General features: G+C 58.6%; 16 protein-coding genes and 1 pseudogene. 9 read left to right on the top strand and 8 right to left on the bottom strand.

The window, feature by feature from the left end:
- Positions 1-207: 207 nt before the first annotated feature.
- Entirely contained in the window at positions 208-1,209 is a 1,002-nt protein-coding gene (locus tag CAURIC_RS00600; protein WP_052095078.1) for an EXLDI protein, read from the top strand.
- Positions 1,210-1,403: 194 nt separating this feature from the next.
- On the opposite strand, the gene CAURIC_RS00595 is transcribed toward CAURIC_RS00600, so the two are convergent.
- The gene (locus CAURIC_RS00595) at positions 1,404-2,570 is read right to left on the bottom strand and encodes a cystathionine gamma-synthase (protein WP_035114936.1); all 1,167 of its coding nucleotides are present in this window, start codon (positions 2,568-2,570) and stop codon (positions 1,404-1,406) included.
- Between the two features lie 330 nt (positions 2,571-2,900).
- On the opposite strand from CAURIC_RS00595, the gene CAURIC_RS00590 reads away from it, so the two are divergent.
- Positions 2,901-3,914: a hypothetical protein gene (locus CAURIC_RS00590; RefSeq protein ID WP_052095077.1), complete on the top strand. Its 1,014-nt coding sequence runs from the start codon at positions 2,901-2,903 to the stop codon at positions 3,912-3,914.
- 78 nt (positions 3,915-3,992) lie between these two features.
- On the opposite strand, the gene CAURIC_RS00585 is transcribed toward CAURIC_RS00590, so the two are convergent.
- The 4 genes from CAURIC_RS00585 to CAURIC_RS11020 all read right to left on the bottom strand — a co-directional run bounded on the left by CAURIC_RS00585 (position 3,993) and on the right by CAURIC_RS11020 (position 8,709).
- A complete protein-coding gene (locus CAURIC_RS00585; RefSeq protein WP_265915215.1) occupies positions 3,993-5,510 on the bottom strand; it encodes a dicarboxylate/amino acid:cation symporter in 1,518 nt (505 codons plus the stop codon).
- A 183-nt stretch (positions 5,511-5,693) separates the two neighbouring features.
- Positions 5,694-5,960, bottom strand: a complete 267-nt coding sequence (locus CAURIC_RS00580; RefSeq protein ID WP_035114934.1) for a hypothetical protein — start codon at positions 5,958-5,960, stop codon at positions 5,694-5,696.
- A gap of 479 nt (positions 5,961-6,439) precedes the next feature.
- Positions 6,440-7,105 (bottom strand): lysozyme family protein, encoded by a 666-nt coding sequence (locus CAURIC_RS00575; protein WP_052095076.1) that lies wholly within the window; start codon positions 7,103-7,105, stop codon positions 6,440-6,442.
- Entirely contained in the window at positions 7,081-8,709 is a 1,629-nt protein-coding gene (locus CAURIC_RS11020) for a MinD/ParA family ATP-binding protein (protein ID WP_353959084.1), read from the bottom strand. Before CAURIC_RS11020 ends, CAURIC_RS00575 begins: the two co-directional genes overlap by 25 nt.
- 171 nt (positions 8,710-8,880) lie before the next feature.
- Here CAURIC_RS11020 and CAURIC_RS00565 point away from each other — a divergent pair, with 171 nt between their 5' ends.
- On the top strand, positions 8,881-9,603 hold the full coding sequence (locus CAURIC_RS00565) for a hypothetical protein (protein WP_035114969.1): 723 nt from the start codon (positions 8,881-8,883) through the stop codon (positions 9,601-9,603).
- A gap of 83 nt (positions 9,604-9,686) precedes the next feature.
- On the opposite strand, the gene CAURIC_RS00560 is transcribed toward CAURIC_RS00565, so the two are convergent.
- The 3 genes and pseudogenes from CAURIC_RS00560 to CAURIC_RS00550 all read right to left on the bottom strand — a co-directional run.
- On the bottom strand, positions 9,687-10,502 hold the full coding sequence (locus tag CAURIC_RS00560; protein ID WP_156963494.1) for a hypothetical protein: 816 nt from the start codon (positions 10,500-10,502) through the stop codon (positions 9,687-9,689).
- A 192-nt stretch (positions 10,503-10,694) separates the two neighbouring features.
- Entirely contained in the window at positions 10,695-12,530 is a 1,836-nt protein-coding gene (eccCb, locus tag CAURIC_RS00555) for a type VII secretion protein EccCb (protein ID WP_268871059.1), read from the bottom strand.
- A gap of 255 nt (positions 12,531-12,785) precedes the next feature.
- Positions 12,786-13,238 (bottom strand): annotated as a pseudogene (locus CAURIC_RS00550) (FtsK/SpoIIIE domain-containing protein); the annotation flags it as partial.
- Positions 13,239-14,062: 824 nt separating this feature from the next.
- On the opposite strand from CAURIC_RS00550, the gene CAURIC_RS00545 reads away from it, so the two are divergent.
- The 6 genes from CAURIC_RS00545 (at position 14,063) to mobC (ending at position 18,946) form a co-directional block, all read left to right on the top strand.
- A complete protein-coding gene (locus tag CAURIC_RS00545; protein ID WP_052095073.1) occupies positions 14,063-14,371 on the top strand; it encodes a helix-turn-helix transcriptional regulator in 309 nt (102 codons plus the stop codon).
- Entirely contained in the window at positions 14,368-17,136 is a 2,769-nt protein-coding gene (locus CAURIC_RS00540; RefSeq protein ID WP_290182932.1) for a hypothetical protein, read from the top strand. Before CAURIC_RS00545 ends, CAURIC_RS00540 begins: the two co-directional genes overlap by 4 nt.
- A gap of 16 nt (positions 17,137-17,152) precedes the next feature.
- Complete coding sequence (locus CAURIC_RS00535; RefSeq protein WP_290182930.1) at positions 17,153-17,563, top strand: hypothetical protein; 411 nt, start codon at positions 17,153-17,155, stop codon at positions 17,561-17,563.
- A 108-nt stretch (positions 17,564-17,671) separates the two neighbouring features.
- The gene (locus CAURIC_RS00530; RefSeq protein WP_035114924.1) at positions 17,672-18,010 is read left to right on the top strand and encodes a hypothetical protein; all 339 of its coding nucleotides are present in this window, start codon (positions 17,672-17,674) and stop codon (positions 18,008-18,010) included.
- 2 nt (positions 18,011-18,012) lie between these two features.
- On the top strand, positions 18,013-18,177 hold the full coding sequence (locus tag CAURIC_RS00525) for a hypothetical protein (RefSeq protein ID WP_156963492.1): 165 nt from the start codon (positions 18,013-18,015) through the stop codon (positions 18,175-18,177).
- A gap of 397 nt (positions 18,178-18,574) precedes the next feature.
- On the top strand, positions 18,575-18,946 hold the full coding sequence (gene mobC / locus CAURIC_RS00520; RefSeq protein WP_265915220.1) for a plasmid mobilization relaxosome protein MobC: 372 nt from the start codon (positions 18,575-18,577) through the stop codon (positions 18,944-18,946).
- Positions 18,947-19,054 lie beyond the last annotated feature (108 nt).

Raw genomic sequence — 19,054 nt, 5'->3', positions numbered from 1 at the left:
CCGCTGGGCCGTTCAACTCCAGCCCGCTGGGCCGTTCACCCAATTCTTTCGGCGCTCTGCTCTTCCACCCGCTCACGGGACCCGCCGGGCCGGTCACCCAATTCTTTCGGCGCCCTGCTCCTCCACCCGCTCACCCCCAGCCCGCCGGGCCGAAATTATTTCGCTCCCCCCTTGCCACCCATCCCACTTCTACGCATACTTGTACGTATGCCTAACAAGACCATTTACATTTCCGATAGCGACCTGCCCCTCGCAGACCGCGCAGCAGAGCTCGCAGGTGGCCTCTCTCCTGCTGTCGTCGAGGGGTTGAAGCTATACCTGCGGCATAACGATGTAGCAGAGCGCGGGTTCCATGAGGTTCACGTGGTCGATCGCACCGATGGCGTCGAAACAAGAAAGGTCTTCCACGGCCACCAGCTAGCCCGCCTGTCCCAATCCCACGACGGCCGGCGGATCGAATGGACCAGCTACCTCACCCCCAAGGGCAACCTGGCAGTAGTCCGGTCCGAACACCCCGATTTCGTGGCCGTGGCACGCGGTGCGGGCACGGCGGGGCCGAATGCTGGCCGTAAGGCTGCCGGCTCGTGGGGTAACGACGCCCCCTCGGGCTCCCCCACCTCACCTTCCGCTGGGGGCACACGGGGCACGGACCTGTTCCCCAATGACCTCATCGACCTAGCCTTCCGCTCCTTCGACAAAGCCACCGGTCGCGATGGGCGCAGCCCCTACCGCCCACAAGTCGATGTGGACCTCAGCTATTTGGCGAATAGCGCTAACCGGATCATCAGCGACCTGGTGAATGGCACCAACGATCGCGGCCGGTCGTTCCGCGGGGACGGCAGTGTGGCGCCTGGCGATAAGTCCAACGACGGTTCCATGGAAAATTCGGACAAGGAATCCCGCAAGGGCTTCGGAGAGGTGGTCGATCACCGCGCGGATTCCGCGGCGACGGAGACGGCGGGAAGCGCTGATGGTTCCGGCAACTCCCTCCACGTGCACACAGAGGGCTCCGAAGCAGCGCCGGAGGGGGGAACCCACGCTTCCATCATTCGCGATGAGCTAGCCGCGTACCACGAGTTAGAGGTATTCGCGGATCTTGAAAAGCTGCAGGAAGCCGCCTTCCGCCGAACTAAAACGGTCCCCGCACCATTCATCGCAGCTACCGAGCGGGCACTGGATAACCCAGAAACCGAGTACCTGGATATCTAATGTCAGCGCAGCAAGCCCCCTTGCGGGGTTTGCTGCGGCGACCCACCGCGCGCGAGGAGTTGAGTTCGCTCCAGTTGGGTCTGCGCGAATGAGATCCGGCCCAGTTAAGCTCGCTCCAATTAGATGCGTTCCAGTCAGATCCAGCCCAGGTGAGCCCGCTCCAATTAGATGCGTTCCAGTTGGGTCCGCTCCAGCTAAATCCGCTCTAGGGCCTGCTCCACATCCGCCAGGAGGTCCTCCACGTTTTCAATGCCGACGGAGATTCGCACCAAGTCGCGGGGCACCTCCAGCTGAGAACCCGCGACCGATTGGTGCGTCATAGTGGGGGGATGCTCCAGCAGGCTTTCCACGCCACCGAGGGATTCGGCCAGACAGATGAGCCTTGTGGCCTGGCAGAATGCCAGCGCCTTTTCCTCCGAGCCGAATCGGAGAGAAATCATTCCCCCAAAGCCCTTGCCCGTGCCCTGACGTGCAGCCACCTCGTGGCCTGGGTGGGACTTCAGGCCGGGATACAGGACTTCAGTCACCTCAGGGCGTTGCTCTAAAAACTCCGCCACGGTCTGCGCGTTCGAACAGTGCCGATCCATCCGCACCCCAAGGGTCTTTATGCCGCGGGCGACCAGGTAGGCGTCGAATGGTGAAGCAGTGGGCCCAACCCCACCGAGCAGGAAGTCAAGTGCCTCGTCCAGCTGTGCATCGTTGGAGACCACGGCGCCACCAATGACATCCGAGTGTCCACCGAAGTACTTGGTCGTAGAGTAAAGAACTACGTCCGCTCCCAAGTCCAAAGGCCGCTGGAGGTATGGGGAGGCGAAGGTATTGTCCACGATCAGACGCGGAGTGGATTCGTGCGCACGAACAACACCGGCGACGGCCGAGATATCGGTGACGGCCAGCAGCGGATTGGTGGGGGTCTCCAACCACACCAGCTTGGTATTGGGCTGCAAGGCGGCGGCAACCTCATCGGGCTTGGTGGTATCGACAACCGAAAACTCCACGCCCCATTCCACAAACACAGTGCTGATCAGGCGGTAGGTTCCACCGTAAGCATCGTGGCCCATCACCAAGTGATCACCTGGGCGCAAAATGGCACGCAGCAAAAGATCGGTCGCCGCCATGCCGGAAGCGAAAACTTTGCCATGGCTGGCGCCTTCCAGCGCTGCGATGGTATTAGCCAAGGACGTGACGGTCGGATTGGCTACGCGCCCGTATTCGAACCCACCCCGCAGATCGTTCGGAGCGTTTTGCGCGAAAGTTGTGGAGGCATAAATAGGTACATTGATGGATCCCATGTGGCCATCTGGTTCGTATCCCGCGTGGATGGCGCTGGTATCAAAACCTGATTGGTGCTGGTGACTCATGGGTTCTCCTTGGAAAATCGTTGCAACTGTAGACCGAGCGGTTCACAACAGAATAGACCAAGCTGTTCATTTTTGCACACCAGTCTTAAGTTAACGGAAAGTAAATTCTTTGTGCTCACCCCGCGTTAGCTGCACATCTGGTCATATCATCAGATCAGCTATTCCGGTTTGGATCGACCCCTCACCAACCACCGTGCGGGAGCGCCCCCGATCGGCGGAGCACAAAAAATTTTGCGATCCCACGGGAACGTTTGGGCAACGTACAGACACCTAACCAAAGTCCAGGAACAGGACAGTCCAACTACACAACGACGTGAGAGGGAAAACCCGATGAACAACCAGAATCCCTATGGAAGCAATCCACATGGCCCACACAACTCGGGCAACTACTCCGCCGGTAACGTTCCCGGCGGCCACAATCCAAACAACGACCAGACCCATGTTTTCGGGGCTCAAGGCAACCCCGGCCACGGTGGTCAAGCTGGTTCCGGCCAGCCACCACAGCCCGGGCACGGCTTTGGGCAGAACAATGGGTTGGGCAACCCGTACTTTGTTTCCAACCAACCCGACGGCAATGGGCACATTCCGTCAAGCCACCACGGTGGAAACAGCGGAGGTGGCGACAAGGCCTTGCCCATCATCTTGGGAATATTACTGGCGGTCATCCTGGCAGTGGGCGCGTACTTCCTGTTCGCAAATAAGGACGATGCCGAAACCGATAACAAGGCAGCCAGCAGCTCCTCTTCCTCAGAAGCGCCACCTTCCGACAACCCATCATCTGGGGCCGCTGAATCCAGCTCTGCCAGCTCTGCCAGCTCTGCCAGCTCTGCCAGCGAGGAGTCTAGCGAGAACTCAGCTTCTGAAAGCACACCGTCCAGTTCCACTGATCCTTCGGTAGCTGCGGCTCCAAACGATCCAAAGAAGTGGGGCGGGGACGATACATTGCCAGCCCAATACCGCTCTGGTCTACCGTTTGATACTTCCACCATGGTTCAAAACTGCCGTAACGGCTCCTTCGAGATCTACCACTACGGCCGCGGCGGCAGGGTTTCCGACGGTAACGCCGAAGGCACGCGTTGCAGCATGGGCAAAAGCTCCCCCAGCCCATATAGCAGCGTGACTTACCTGACCAGCAAGTCTTACGCCAGTAACAGGATTAAGGCAGCTAAGGTCAAGAACTTCCACATCGTCAAGGATTCCAATGACAGCTTCATTGCCTACGGCAAGAGCAGCTTAGAAAAGGGATTGTTGGTCATCAACCCTGCACGTGGTGTGGTCATGGAGCTGAACTACCCGAAGGACGGAACCCCGCAGAAGATTCTGGATTCCTACGGAGTTAATTAGCCCCGACCCCTGCCCGGTTTCCCGGCGCTAACCCGGCTGCAGCCTTCGCGCCCCCATACTGCGAGCGGAGGGACAGGCCTACTTCGCTGCAGCCAAATCAAAGCCCCTACGCTCCGCATCGTCCCAAACCTCACGGTCCCAGATGCCGGAGCGCTTCGCTACCACGAGGGCAGAAAGCGACTGTCCCGTAACATTCACTGCGGTGCGGCCCATATCGACAATCGGCTCGATAGCCAGCAGCAGACCAACACCTGCTAATGGCAGGCCCAGGGTGGACAAGGTCAGCGTCAACATAACTGTCGCGCCCGTGGTACCGGCAGTAGCTGCAGACCCTAACACAGAGACCAGCACGATCAGCAGGTAGTGCTGCAAGTGCAGGTCAATCCCGTAGAACTGAGCCACGAATATGGCGGCCACGGCAGGATAAACCGCGGCGCAACCGTCCATCTTGGTGGTGGCGCCCAGCGGGATGGCAAAGGATGCGTACTCGCGGGCCACGCCCATATTGCGCTCAGTAATCTGCTCGGTCACGGGCATCACGCCCATGGACGAACGGGTGACGAAACCGAGCGACATTACTGGCCACACGCGACGGTAGAACTCACGCGGGGAGATGCCATTGAGCGCCAGGACGGTGGGGTAAATCACCAAGGCAACGATGGCGAGGCCCACGTAGATGGCCAGTACGAACTTACCCAACGCGCCCAGCGCGCCCCAGCCGTAGGTAGCTACAGCCGTGCCAATCAACGCCGCGGTGCCGATGGGTGCCAGGCGGATGATCCACCACAGGACCTTCTGCACGATGCTCAACAAGGACTCCATGAAGCCGAGGAACGGCTCTGCCTTCTCGCCAGTCTGCACGGCTGCCACACCAATGGCGATAGAGATCACCAGCAACTGCAGCACATTGAAGCTCAACGACACTCCGAGGGCGCCCGAGGCCGTCTCGGACACCTTGGCACCCAATCCCATGATGTTGCTGGGGACGACAGACTGGATAAAGCCCAACCAGCTGCCCTGGGTGGAGGGCTCCTTCGCGGCGTCGGCACTGATAGAAGTGCCCACACCGGGGCGCATCACCAGTGCCACAACGATGCCGGTCAATACCGAGAAGAAAGCGGTGATCGCGAACCACCACAGGGTGGAAGCCGCCAAGCGTGCCGCATTCGCAACCTTACGTAGGTTAGCAACACTCGTAATCACAGCCGTGATGACAAGTGGCGGGATCATCACCTTGAGCAGTTGGACGTATGCGCTACCCACGCCGTCAAGCAGGCTCGCGAGCCAATTGCTTGCTTCGCCGTCGGCCTCGGGGGCGTCCGCACCAATTGAACGAGCAACGAAGCCCAAGATCAAACCGATAATCAGACCCGCAATAACCTGCGCGCCGAAGTTGGAGTACCACTTCGACTGCTTCGGCGGCGTGGGGTGATCTTCACCGGTTGGCGGGGTGGTTGTTTGGGTTGCTGTTTGAGTGGTTGTTTGGGTTGCTGTTTGAGTGGTTGTTTGGGTGACTGGCTCGGTTCCGGTGGCGCCGGGGTTTTCTTTATCCGACGCCACGCGCCGGTCCGGGTCCGGCCTCATGCTGGTGGTCATGGTGTCCTCTTTTCTGGGTCTACAGGGAGTTTTCCGCGGGTGCCGTTGTACGGCATCATTTCGTTTCCAATCGGGGCAACGATGGTGGCGCTGGGGTTATTCCCGCGTTCCGTACCGAATGGTCTATTTCAACCATACCGATCGGTCTATAGCGTGGAGACCCGGATACTGTACACCGTGGCGCTAGAGCATCTGAATTACAGTGGCCGCTCCGATGGTGATGACGAGGATGATCGCGGCTAGGGCCGCAGAACCAAGCAGAACCTTGTAGGTGCGTTTCCCACTGGAGGGAACGACTTCCCCATGAGAAATTGCTTCCGTTGCCAAAGACACACGCAGTTTTTGTGCCTGAACAGTGGCGCGATGATCCTTCTTTCGACGAGGTGAAACAACCTCTACCCGATTAGGACCGGTTTTCGGCTGAGGACGTTCGACATTGGGCATCGTCATTGCTCAAACCTCGTTTCCATGAATTATCTGCACATTCCGAAACTGCATTTCTTGCCTGCATCCGGGATAGCTTTTCCGCCGGTTTTGCTAAAGCAGGTTACGCAACTCCGGTGGGACATGAATCCTGATCTCAGAATCATCCTTCGGCGCAGGCGCTGGCGCTGGGGCCGGTCGCCGGGGAGCCGGTTGTGGACGCGGTGGCCTTAATTTAGTGACAGTTACGGCTGGAGGTGCAGACGGTGCGGGAACCGGGGACGGGGCGACTGGCGCCGTAGGTGTTTGCCTCGGGGTAGGTTTAGCCGTCACTTTTTCCGGCAGATCCGGTAGTACACCGAGCGGGGGAACCTGACTGTCGACCTGCTGCGGTTTGGCCGATCCAGGCGCCTCGCACCCCACCAAACACAGTGCACTGAATACTACAGCGCCAAGCAGCTTGTAGCGCTTGACGGTGGACAACACCACACTTGGTTTCTTCGCGATCATCGGCTGTAATCTTTCGCTTTCGCGTGAACAGTCTTGAGGAACTTTTTGCTTGGGTTTATTTTCGCAATCGCTTCTGCCCAGCCGTCGGGTGAGCTCACATCTCCGGAATTACACAGCATCAGGGCAGTGGTTAGAGCAGCGTCATCGATACTATCGGGGTTTGCCATCGTTCCGGGCTCCACTGCAGTGCCGGACTCTTTCCATCGGGAAGGCATGATCTGCATCGGCCCTACCGGCACATCTCGTTTGGAATCGCCGTCGATTTCCCCAGCGTCGGTATCCGTAACCTGTTTCTTACCTCCGGCAGCAGCCGTCAGACCGCGAAGCTTTACCGTCGTGACCCCATCGGGAGCGACTTTCGCACCGCGTGCTCGGCCATGGTTACTGAGCACCGATCCGAGGGCCGCAATGGTCGGCCAACCGATAGCGCAACCGGAATCCTTACCAACCTTGTGCGCAGCATAGGCATAAGCTTCCAGCTGGCGCTGCGGAATCCCGTAGGGTTTAGCTCGAGTTTGCGCCCACTCGGACATAGATTCGATCTGCGGATGCCGCTCAGGTACGGGGGGCTCCAACCTATCAGCACAGCCCGTAGTACCAAGGACCAGCGAGGCTACAGTCGCTACAACTACGAAATTTAACCCTGAGCGTGCCTGTGCCATGAATCGAAATCCTCCGCCACGATTGCCGCTAGCTCGTGATAAGACCGCAGCGTGTCTTTGCCGATGCGTTCCAGGTCGATGATTGCGCCTTCTGAAAGGTGCCGGTCGAATGGGATTACATGCACTGCCCTCGTTCTGGATCGAAAATGCGCCAATAGCTGTTCCATATCGATGGTGGCGTTTCCTGGATGGGCCGCAGATACAACGACCACAGCATTCGCCGCTAGCTGCTCGTAACCATGCAGATTGAGCCAGTCCAAGGTCGCGGAGGCTGATTGCGCACCATCAAGCGCCGGTGAAGTTACCAACACCAAAGTGTTCGCCAAGTCAAGCACCCCGGCCATGGCAGAGTGCATCAATCCAGTTCCGCAGTCTGTCAGAATGACGTTGTAATGGTGCTGCAGGATGTCAATGGCATGACGGTAGTCGGACTCACTAAAGGCCTCGGAAACCGCCGGATCACGCTCGGATCCTATAACTTCTAAACGAGATTTTGCTTGGGTGGTGTATTGACGGATCGAGGCATACCGAGAGGTATCTTCGGCGGCGAGCAGATCACGGATTGTAGCGGGACCCGGCGCGGCCACTCGCTGTGCCAAGGTACCCAGGTCAGGGTTAGCATCGATCGCGATCACACGGTCATGGCGTACAGAAGCGAAAACTCCGCCCAAAGTTACCGTGGTGGTCGTTTTTCCTACCCCGCCCTTCAACGACATCACCGCAATACGGTAATCACCGCGCAGAGGCTTGCGGATCTGCTCCATGAGCGCATCCTGTTGCAGCTCCTGGGGCGAATCGCCGACGTTGACATGCCCACCCGTCACGCTGTACAGCATCTTTCGCCAACCACGGCGAGGTGCACGTTTAACGGGGTTTACCAAGTTGGATTGATCCAGTGCCGGTGGCGGCTTGAGGTCGTACTCCATTTGCGCATGGTGCTTACCGGTCTTGGGGACCGGTGGGGCTTGAATTTCAGAACCCGAGGGTGCTTGCCTGGGGGTTTGGGGCGCTACTGTGTAGGGGTTTACTGGGTTTGACGCCCCGTGCGGCACGCTCGATGGATTTTCAGAAGGCTGCGCCGGCTGTGCGGGCCGCGCCATTCCTATGGCTCCCGGCGCCTGTGGTGGGGCGTTGAAGTTGAATTGTCCCTGGGTTTGTTGTTGCTGACTTCGCTCATCCGGGTGGTGAAACTGCGCTGATGGTTCCGGATGGGTATGTGCCTGCGGCTGAGCCGGTTGCCCCTGCTGGGTGTGCGACTGTGGCTGAGCCGATTGCCCCTGCTGGGTGTGCGACTGTGGCTGAGCCGATGGGTCTTGGCCAGCGTTTGCGTAAGACTCGTCGGTCGTGGCCGGTTGGGTATTCGCACGAGACGGCGCCTGCAATTGCGTCTCTGCATCAGACCGTTGCGAGCTCTGAGCATGAGGATCGTCGCTGTCCGATTTCAGTTTCCCTTGCTGACCACCCTTCAACTCGTCTGCTGGGCTATTAGGGTGCGCATTATTCCGAGGAGCTTGTGGTACTGCCGCCGGAGCCGCGATAGGGTTTTCGTTGGTCATCCGCAACCAAGAGGGGATCCCGTCCGGCAAGTTACTGTCGTTCGACATGATGCTCCTGAAATGTGGCTATCGAGTGCAGGATAAAACGCATACCTATAGTAATGGTTGAAAGCGCATTTATCATGCGCCAGAGAAATAAGACGGAGATCGAAGACAGTCGTGAATTCCACTTCCCCCACGAAGCCCCGAACTAGCAAGTGGAGCGCCTTCCATCGTGTTGTGTGGGCAAATCGAGTAGCTCAAGCGCGCCGCAGTTCAGTTCTCGACACATCCCGCCCCACTCTCATTGCCGTGGCTGCGCTGGATAACAGGATGCTCACTACCCCGGTGTCCGCGCTCGTTGGAATTCTCATCAATGAGGTCTCCGAGCTCCCCGTAGCGTTGATCGATGGCGATACCGTAGCTCAACCGCTGCGAGGCCCGCTAGGCGCGATGGCCAGCGGCGACCTCTTCGGTCTCTTGACCAATCCATCTCGAGGGTTGAAACGCGTTCACATTGAACGCTATGCAGATCATTCCGGTTCAGTCCCAGTAGTAGCAGCTCAGCCGGGGACAACCGATCAGTTGGAACCATTCCATCTGAATACACTGATACCCCGCGTACAACACCGGTGGCCCACCGTGGTGATGGACCTGCCCTACACACTGAACCCCGCCACAATTGCGGCAGGGACGGCAATGGCGAAACATGTCCTTCTAGTGGCGGATCGGCACCATTTGGATCACGGCTGGCTGTACCAAGAAGGCCACCATCTCACTCGCGCGGCCCAAGAAGGGCGAGTGACGGTAGTCTCCGTGGGCGGATCTCTGAGCAATTTGCCGAGCGATACCGTTTCTCTTCCCCCATTAAACCTACTCTCCACGTCTCGAACACGTTTAACACCGTCCACTAACCCAGAGGACATTTCCATGTATCACCGACTACTGGCAAGAATTTTCTAACGCATTAAAACTCAGATTTGATCGGTAGGGCCTAGCATTCTCCTCTGGCTCGCTAGTCGGCAGTCCTGTCTATTCCGAATTCACTATTCGCGTGTTAGTTCCCCTCCGTCGACATTTGCTAGGAAAGTGTAATCCGTGTCATTCACGGATGTCTTCGCCACAGAGTCAGTCTGCGTTTCGTGGTTCTGCGCTTCCACCACTTGCTCTCCAACCGATTCGGTTTGCACGGTCTGCTCATCTTCGCCCAGAGTCTCCACATCGGGCAGCCTTTCCCCGTAAGACTCCGGATAGGCTTTAATGCTGTTAACTAAGCGAGAAATGGCATCCTTCATCACGGCATCAGAATCCGGATCGGGAGTAGTGCCGGAGGCCACCAATGTCCAAGTTGTCCCTGCTAGAGGTATAAAAGCTTGACGGTGATATGCATCGCGACGGTTATCCAGAGGCCCTGTTTTTGTGGTTTCAGCCGTCATTACATATGCGCTGCCCTTAGTAGTGGTGGCTTCCTCCATGACGGCTGACTTTTTTTCGAAGGCCCGTTTAATTGTCGCCATGCTAGACATGTCTGGTGAGCTGTCGTACCAACGCAAGATCAACGTCGCAGCGCTTGGCTCTCCTGCTTCATTGACGCCCGGCAAAATCAGAGTTAGCAATGCCTTGGCTTTACGGGCTGCAATAATTGCGCTTTCCAGCTGGCGAATAATGAGCTTCTGCTCTGCTCGCTTAAATCGATGCCCAGGAATATAGTTTTCGGCAATGATTTCTGCCTGCCGCACCGAAGCTTCTGGATGAGTATCGAGGTAGACCCACGTGGTAGGCAGGTCTGCCTGCCACATAAAGCGGGGACGAGGGGCATCAGGGTGGAATTGGATTTTAGTTAATTCTGTTTTGTCGCTCACACTGTCCTCTTTCCTGCCACGGGCTTGCACAACCAAAACCCGAATCACCGAAATCGCTACTTCCTTCGTTATCAGAGTGTAACGATGACCATTGCCCTAGGTGGCATGGATCCGAACGATATTCGGTTGGATCGCTACTACCTTCGCTACCAGAGTTTAACGATGGTGCTATCCGCGCGCAGCAACAACTAATCAGAAAGAAGTCGGTGGTGTGTAGGCTACCTGGACCAATTCAGTGCGGCCGGAGCTTCGCACCCAACGACCACGGCCTGCTGGCAATGGTTCCAAGTAGATTTTTGGCCAGATAGCGCCCTCTTGCTTTTCACCCGAGAGCAACAAGCCGCTTGCTCCGTTTTCGCGAATGCCTTGAATGAGTGGATCATAGGCTGAGCGGGAGACACCCGCCGAGCGTCGAGCTACCCAAACATGCAAACCGATATCCGCTGCATGCGATAGATAAGGGACGATGGGCCGCAGGGGGTTCTGGTTCCCTTCAAATTGCTCAACATCGTCGATGAGCAAATAGATTTCTGGCCCCTGCCACCAGGATTTACTCCTTAATTGTTCTGGCGTGATAGAGGCCGGAGGCAAGCGACGTTCCAATTCCTTAGCAATTCCCTTTGCTAAGATTTCCGCACTTGGACGAGTACCCGCATATTCTCCGAGGAATTCTTCGGGGCATTCTCCCAACAATGTGCGACGTGGGTCGAAAACACCGAACATGACTTGGCCGGGTTTTTTACCACGGATCGCTTCTGCCAGAAGTGTGCGCATCGTGGAAGTCTTACCCGATTCGGAATCACCGACGATCAATAGATGGCGCTGGCCCCGATCGAAATCAAACCGCACCGGCTGAAGTGTTGTTTCTCCCAGACCGATCAATGCTGGCTCCGCACCTGCCGAGGTGGCAACCAGCTCGTCATATTCCACCTTGGCCGGAAGCATACGAATTGGTGCGGCTTCCGTACCCTGGTGGGCATCAGCGATAGCGGTAATCAGCGAATGTGTATCCTGCGTGCGTACCACATCAGGTTGTTTGAGGTAAGGCATACAGATTTGGGCGAACAGAGCATCATTCGCCATGGCACGACCGACGGCCTGTTTCGCCAGCGCCTCTTGAGGCTTCTTGCCCACGCTCGAGTCTAAAGGATCGTTCAGACGATGCTCGATGCGTGTGCCGATGACCGACTGCAGTTGCAGCTTGAAATCTGCCCATCGGCCGGTGGCGAAGATAACGTGGATGCCGTAACCAAGGCCGCGTTCTGCTAGTGAGAGAACCACTTCGGCGAGTTCGTCGTAATCCTTTTTCAAGCGGTTCCAACCGTCAATGACAAGGAAAACATCCGCGTTTCGGAGTTCCGGTAACTGACCCTTAGAATGCATATCTCGCATCTGCTCCACGGAGGAAATGCGGTGGGCTGCAAAAATCTGCTCCCGCTCATTGAGAAACTGCACCATTTCGGAGAATGTTCGGCGAAGTTTATTTTCTTCGAACCGGGTGGCAACGTCACCTACGTGGGGCAAGATCTGAAAATCTGTAAAAGCACTGCCGTTGAGATCGACGATGTACACGGCAGCCTCTGCGGGTGTGTGGGTCAGCGCCAGCGACAGTATCAGTGTCTTGAGAGTGGTGGTTTTTCCCGACTGCGGAGCTCCGAGCACTGCAACGTTTCCCTGGGAGCCAGCGAGATCGATAACCATAGGCCCTTGCCACTGCTCTAACGGCTTGTCTTTCAGTCCGATCGGAAGTTTCAACATGCCAGGTTTTTCGCCCATGAGACCACGGGTGGAGGTTGGTTCGACTCTGCCTACAGCTGCCTCTAGTCCAGTTTGTTCCGGTAGTGGCGGCAACCAGATCTGGCGCGTGGTTTCTGCGGCGGGGGCGAGTCGAGACACCACCAACTCCAATGTGGTTCTGTCGTCCACAGGAACCTCTCCGCGATCACGATTGTTATCGAGTTGCACACGGAAGGCCTCTTCGCGCTGAGCCAGCCAACTTTCAGTGGAGTTGTGAAGGTCGAGTGGCATCGGCACAGGCGGCAGCACATTTTCTTGTTGAGATGCGGAGGATTCGTACGGCCCAGAAACGTAAGCGGCTTTGAATCTCTCGAAAATATCGGGATCAACTTTGAGGTATCCCGATCCGGGGATAGGAGGTAGCTCGTGTGCAGCTGTGGTGCCCAAGGCGGTGCGGGATTCCGACGCAGAGAAGGTGCGCAATCCAATGCGGTAAGACAGATAGGTTTCCAATCCACGGAGCCGGCCTTCCTCCAACCGCTGGGAGGCAAGCAGCAAGTGCACACCAATCGAGCGGCCAATACGACCGATTTGCACGAACAGTTCGATGAACTCAGGTTTGGCAGCTAGCAACTCACCAAACTCATCGATAACGACAAAAAGGACTGGCAAAGGCTCCGGAATTTCCGACTCAGGACGCTCTCCTCGCTGCGCTGCCGCTATTTTTTCATCGCGAATCTTGTTATATTCACCAACGTTGGCTAGGTTGCCGGCTTGCTGTAGGACGTGTTGTCGACGCTGAATTTCCCCCACAATCGAATCATGCAAACGGTCGACCAATCCAGCGCCGTCGCCCAAGTTATCCACTAGCGCTGCTGTATGCGGCAGTGGTTCTAGGCCAGCGAAGGTAGCGCCACCCTTGAAGTCCACGAGCACAAGGGATAATTGTTCCGGCGAATGGTTGACGACTTGGGCCAACACGATAGTGCGCAGCACCTCAGACTTACCCGAACACGGGTTGTTGCTACGAAGAGGGTACGCACCAGGGGGATACGGGGGCTGTTTTAACCCTAAGCCTAGAAAAAAGAAAACGTATTAATGGGAATGTACCAATTAACACGTTTTGTAAATATTTTATGAAAGGGGCCGGAAACAGCCTCCCGTATCCCCCCTTGCACCCTTCCGCCCCCTCATTCGTTGCAGCAGGCGAAGCAACCGATCCAGGCGTCGCCGTGCACGAAAGTGCCCCCGCTCACCGACGGAAGGTCACCGAACAACCTCGCGGCGGCGCGGTCAGACGGTCCTAACGCGGGGCTCCCCATAGGGGCCAATGACCGTACCCGACCATACGTCTCCTGACCAAGGGAAACGTCGGTCTCGGAGGGGTCGAAAAAGTGTGACAGTTCCGAACTGTCACACTCAGCAACCAGACGTCGAGACCCCGCTGCCCCCTCATTCGTTGCAGCAGGCGAAGCAACCGATCCAGGCGTCGCCGTGCACGAAAGTGCCCCCGCTCACCGACGGAAGGTCACCACATTCAGGACAGCACTGGCGTCACGTAGCGCACCAGAGACACCAAATCGTGTTTGATCCTGCTATGATCGTAGCCGAGCCAAGCTCCGATCATGGTCTTAGGAGCGCGGCAGATCCCCTCGACCGGTTATCCGGCGGTCTAGCAGCTCCACGGAGTCAAGTAGCCCGAGACGCTTGATCAGCGATAAACGAGCACTGATGTGGTGTGGGATGTAGTTATCCGTGAATCCCCGTAGCAGCCGGCAATGCACTCCACGCCGGAGGATTACTCCTGCGAGGAAACTACCACGATGAGTCTTGCTACGACTCCGATAACCACGTCCCCTGAACCACTCATCTCACTCAAGCGCGCCGCCGCTCTCGGATACGGCGGCTATTCAACCCTCAGACGCGACATCAAAGCGGGCCTCCTGCCCGCGGTCAAGATCGGCAACCGGCTGATGGTGCGGTCAAGCGACCTTGAGGTTCGCGCGGTACCGGAGCGGCCAGCCCCCTTCGAGGACATCGAGGACGCGGTCAAGCACATCGTCGCCACCGCTCCCCCGCTGACCGATGAGCAGGTGCAGCGTCTGTTTGCGCTGTTAGGCGGTGCGGCATGAGCGCCACGGCGTATGGCTGGACGCGCCAGGAGATCACCGACGGCGCCCGGCACGGCGTCGTCTTCGAGGTGCTCGTGCGGCGACGCCCTCGGACCGCGGTGAGCGGGAGCCCCGCGTTACAACCGTCTGACCGCGCCGCCACGAGGTCGTTCGGTGACCTTCCGTCGGTGAGGGCGATGGGCACGGGCCGCGCCGGCATCATCGTCGGGTTCGACACAGAGTTCACGACCAGTGGTGGCGCTCGGGTCATCGACAGCTATCAGTTCGCGGTGCCGGACCCGGTCGATCCGTCGGTGATGGTCGAGGTCATCATCCTGCCTCCGCTGGGATCGACCTCTCGCATCTCGCTGCACCGGGCGCTGTGGACCGTGGTTACTGCCGCTGAGTTGTGGCGCTCACCTCTGGTGCCTGACGAGGTAGGTCCCCGTGGTGTTTCTCGCGGCTCGTTCTGGTCCGAGGATTGGGAGAAGCGCCGCGAGGCGCTGGCGAAGCTGCGCGTGCCCATCGTGCTCGCCTGTCATTACGGTTCCGCCGACCTCACGACGTTCCGCACTGGTGGCCAGTCGCGTGAGCTGGACAGCCTCGTCCGACTGACGTCGGCTGGTGGCGGGCTGGTCACGCTGTTGCCGTTCCGCTCGCAGCGGGGCAACGAGAACGGGCACTGGTGGCAGAGCTTGTCGGTGACCGTGCGTGACACGATGTCACAGGCCCCTGCTGGGAAGAAGTCGCTGGTGGTGCTCGGCGAGGCGTGCGGTGTCGCGAAGCTGGACGTGCCGGATGGGTGGATCTCGCGCATGTCCGACTACCGGTGTGAGCATTTGCAGGCATTCCTGGAGTACGGCGTCAACGACGCCGTGATCGTTGTCGAGTACCTCGCCCGCCTCTGGGGCGATGGCGTCGTTCCTCCGATCACTCTCAGCGGTGGCGCGGCTGCCGCCCTTGTAGATTCGGGCAGTACCTACCTCGGGGCGTCATCACCGGCAGAGTTTCGGCGGAAGTTCGCCGGGCTGGTGGATGAGGACGAAGGCGTCGAAGCCGTCGAGGAAGGCGACCGGCTGAGCTTCTACGCCAAGCGTGGCCGCAATCCTCTGGACGGTGCCGCTGCACAGCTGACTAAGGCATTCGCTCGCGCGTATCACGGCGGTCTCAACAGCTGCCCGATGCCTGGTTACTACCCGATCCCGACCGTGGACATCGACGCTCAGAATGCCTATCCCACCGCGATGGCGTTGGTGCGCGACCTCGACTGGGAGGCCGGTGCCATCGAGGATGTTGTTCACGAAAGGACTCTCACCCTGGACGAGGTGCCCTCGGCGACGACACCGTTCGTAGGATTCGTCTCCTTCGAGTTCCCGGGCAATGTGCTGCATCCTTGCCTGCCCATCGTCGCTGACGGGACGCTCATCTACCCGCGGACCTCAGAGGGCGTCGCTGGGACCTGGGTGTGCGGTCCTGAGCTGTGGCTCGCTCTCGTGGTGGGCGCGAAAGTCTACTGCCAGATCGGTTACCTCGGACGCGTCCTCAAGCTCGATGGTGAGCCGAGCCTGTCGTTGCGTCATGGGGTGAAGCAGCTGATCGACGACCGCAACGCCGCTAAGGCGCTGTACGGCAAGGGGTCGCTGGAGGAGCAGACGCTCAAGACCTGCGTGAACTCGGTGTACGGCAAAACTGCTCAGGATGTCGCTGAGCATCGGTCCTGGGACGCTCGGGCACAGGAAATAGACAACGACAGCGGCTCGGCCGTGTCCAGCCCATATCACGCTGCCACCACGACCTCGTTGGTGCGTGCTCAGCTGCTGGCGACGATGAATCAACTCACCGATCACGGACGGAAGGTCTACTCGGTGACGACGGATGGCTTCATCACCGACGCCACCGTGGATGAGGTCGCCGCCCTGGACCTCTACGGGCTGAAGGAGGTGCTCGGCGATGCGCGCATTGCTCTGACCGGCGACCCGTCGATCTGGGAGGCCAAGCATGCGCAGCGCGACCTGGTGAACTTCACCACGCGCGGCAACGTCTCCCTCGACCTCCGTGGGGTGTGTGCTCACAACGGGCTCAAGGCACCAAAGGGCGTCCTCCCTGACAGCCTTGAAGACCGCGAGTTGCTCCTGGTTTCGGTCGTGACCCGTGAGGGTCGCGTTCCGAACGGGTACACCAGGTTCCCGTCGTTCCAGGAGCTGTCTCGTACCGAAGACCGCAAGGACTTTCTTCCCTCCCGTGTCGAGCGCTCCGTGAGCATGGACTATGACCTCAAGCGCAAGCCCGTCATGTCCTCCATGACCCCAGAGATGGTGCCTCTTCCGGATGGCTCATCCAAGGAGATGGCGACATTCCCCACCGAACCGTGGGAACGAATCGAGGACTGCGTGCGCGCCCGGCAGATCGCTCGCGAGATGGCACGGACAGGATGCCTTCGCACCGTCGCCGAATGGCGTGACTGGGACGTGCGATACACCCACGGCAAGGGTCGCCGGATCATTACTCCGCAACGCACGGTGCTGATGTCCATCGTCATGGCACACCGGCAGGGCGTGATCACGATCCCGACATTGGCCGACCGCTCTCTGAGCATTACCGAGCGCCTTGTGTGGCTTGCTGAGTGGGGGATGGGCACCGTTTCTCGCGGCGACTGGGACAACGCTCGACGCCCCGAGCGCGCCGCTCAGATGCTCCCCACCGACGCGCTCTCCCCCTACCTCGACCGGATGGTGGCAATGGCCTCCGGTGACCACCCCTCGGACGCCGACCGGCTGCCGTACTGACTGGAAGGAACTGACCATGACGAACAACATCTCCACCAATCTCGATGAGCTGATCGAGCAGGAGCACCGCCGTGCCGCCGACCGCATCGCGAAGCTCAAGCGTGCTGCTGCTGCCGAGCAGCAGGGCGACCTCTACGATCGACTCGCCCGCGAAGCGGCTGATGCTCTCGCCGCGTATGGGCAGGGCGCCGCCCGCGACTTCTTCTTGGAAGGCGTGCTTGCACTGCCCGACGACGTCGCAGAAATGATTCGGATCTTCGTGCACGACGAGGTTGTTCTCTCAGTCCCGCGCGACCACGCTGAGGACGTCAAACAGGCGGTCATCAGCCCCTTCGAGTCGATGCAGCTGCCATGTGTAGAGGGTATAAGCATCCCGGTCCTGGCCGACTCGGCGGGGCCAGAGGCCACCTGGGCAGGGTGTAAATGATGCCGTCTCACCTCGTTCCCCGCGGACCTCCACAGCGCAAGGGACACGGCGATTACCCGCCCCATGCCAAGACCTTTAATGCAAGCCAAAAAGTAAAGGAGAAGAACATTGAGCAAATTGTCTTCAACGATCGCTGAAAGCGTGACGGGAACGACGAAAAAAGAACCTCTGCCGCCCGCCATCTCAGGCATACTCAGCGCAGACTGGCAGCGTCTGGCCAAGCAAGCCAAGCACGCTGCTGCCGACATGCACGAGGTCGCAGAAGCTCCGCCATCAGCCGCGCCAGAACAAGACGTGCAAGCCTCCGCCAAGGACGTCGTCGAGACCTCCAGGCGAGACCTCCAGGAGCGTGACAACCAGCGCCGTCAACGACGTGCAGTACAACGCATCAGGACCCCGCAGGGGTCTCGTACAAAGACTAAAGAATCCGATGGAATGGAGTTGTAGAAATGGCTACGAAGAAGTCGAAAATCGAAATCGCACTGGAGCGAATCGAGGCTGAGAAACAGGCTCGCGAAGAAGCCAAACGGCGCGAGAGAGAACAGCACGAGAAGCTCTTGCTTGAGCTTGGTCGCGTGCTGGAAGACGCCGCTGCGAAGCCGGATTCTGAGTGAGCTGCCTACCGCAACCGCACGGTCGCGGAGTTGCTCGCCACTGTCGGGTTGGAAGTGGTTACTCCCCATCCCGACAGCCCGCATGGCGTGCCTGATTCAGCGGCCGTGCAATCGGCCGCTGGGGATTCTGAGCAGTCCCCAGACTGGTCAGACCGAGGGGGCCAGGGGGAGTAGCCCCCTGCCAGCCACCGAGCACCGAAAGGTGCTCAAGGTGATGCTGGCCGCCCCTTATTTGGAGCCGACTTCGACTACCACCAGTGCTCACGGATTACGCAGTAATCAGTGAGACGGAGGTAGCTCGAAGCGTGGGAGAAAGAAGGGGCTATCTCCCAGCACGCGTAAGCGAGTTGGGAGATTTACAGAACGCAAAGATATACGAACAGAAAGACACGATGAATTGAAACTAGACGGACCTGTCGAGAAGCGATTGACTTTGCGACTTAATGCCGAACAGTGGCATATCGTTAGCGAAGTCGCTAAGCGCGCCAACCTGTCCCCAGCAGAGGTCATGCGGGGAGCTATCCACACCCTAGCTGACCGACTGCCGCGAGGGTGGGAGCGTCGGATCAATGACCCACCGCAAGAGTTTCAGAACAACGTGAGGCGATTGTGGAAAGAGATCAATCGTATCGGCGTGAATCTCAACCAGCTCACACGGCGGGCGCACGCCTCTGGCGACGACGGGTTGATAGCCCTCATATCCCAGGCTCAGGCAGACTTTAATCACCTCAAGGATACGGTCAGTAGCTATGTCAATTACAACCGTTGATAGATCAAAAAGTCTGTCTTCGCCTGTCGTATACGCGGTCTATGGCAACCGTACGAATGCAAAGAGTGGTCAAGTTCGCGCTACGGCATTGACAGTCGTTTGCGGCAG

Source organism: Corynebacterium auriscanis (genome assembly GCF_030408435.1).
Taxonomy (GTDB): Bacteria; Actinomycetota; Actinomycetes; order Mycobacteriales; family Mycobacteriaceae; genus Corynebacterium; species Corynebacterium auriscanis.
The sequence above is the reverse complement of the archived record's forward strand: the minus strand, read 5'-3'. Positions and strand labels throughout refer to the sequence as shown.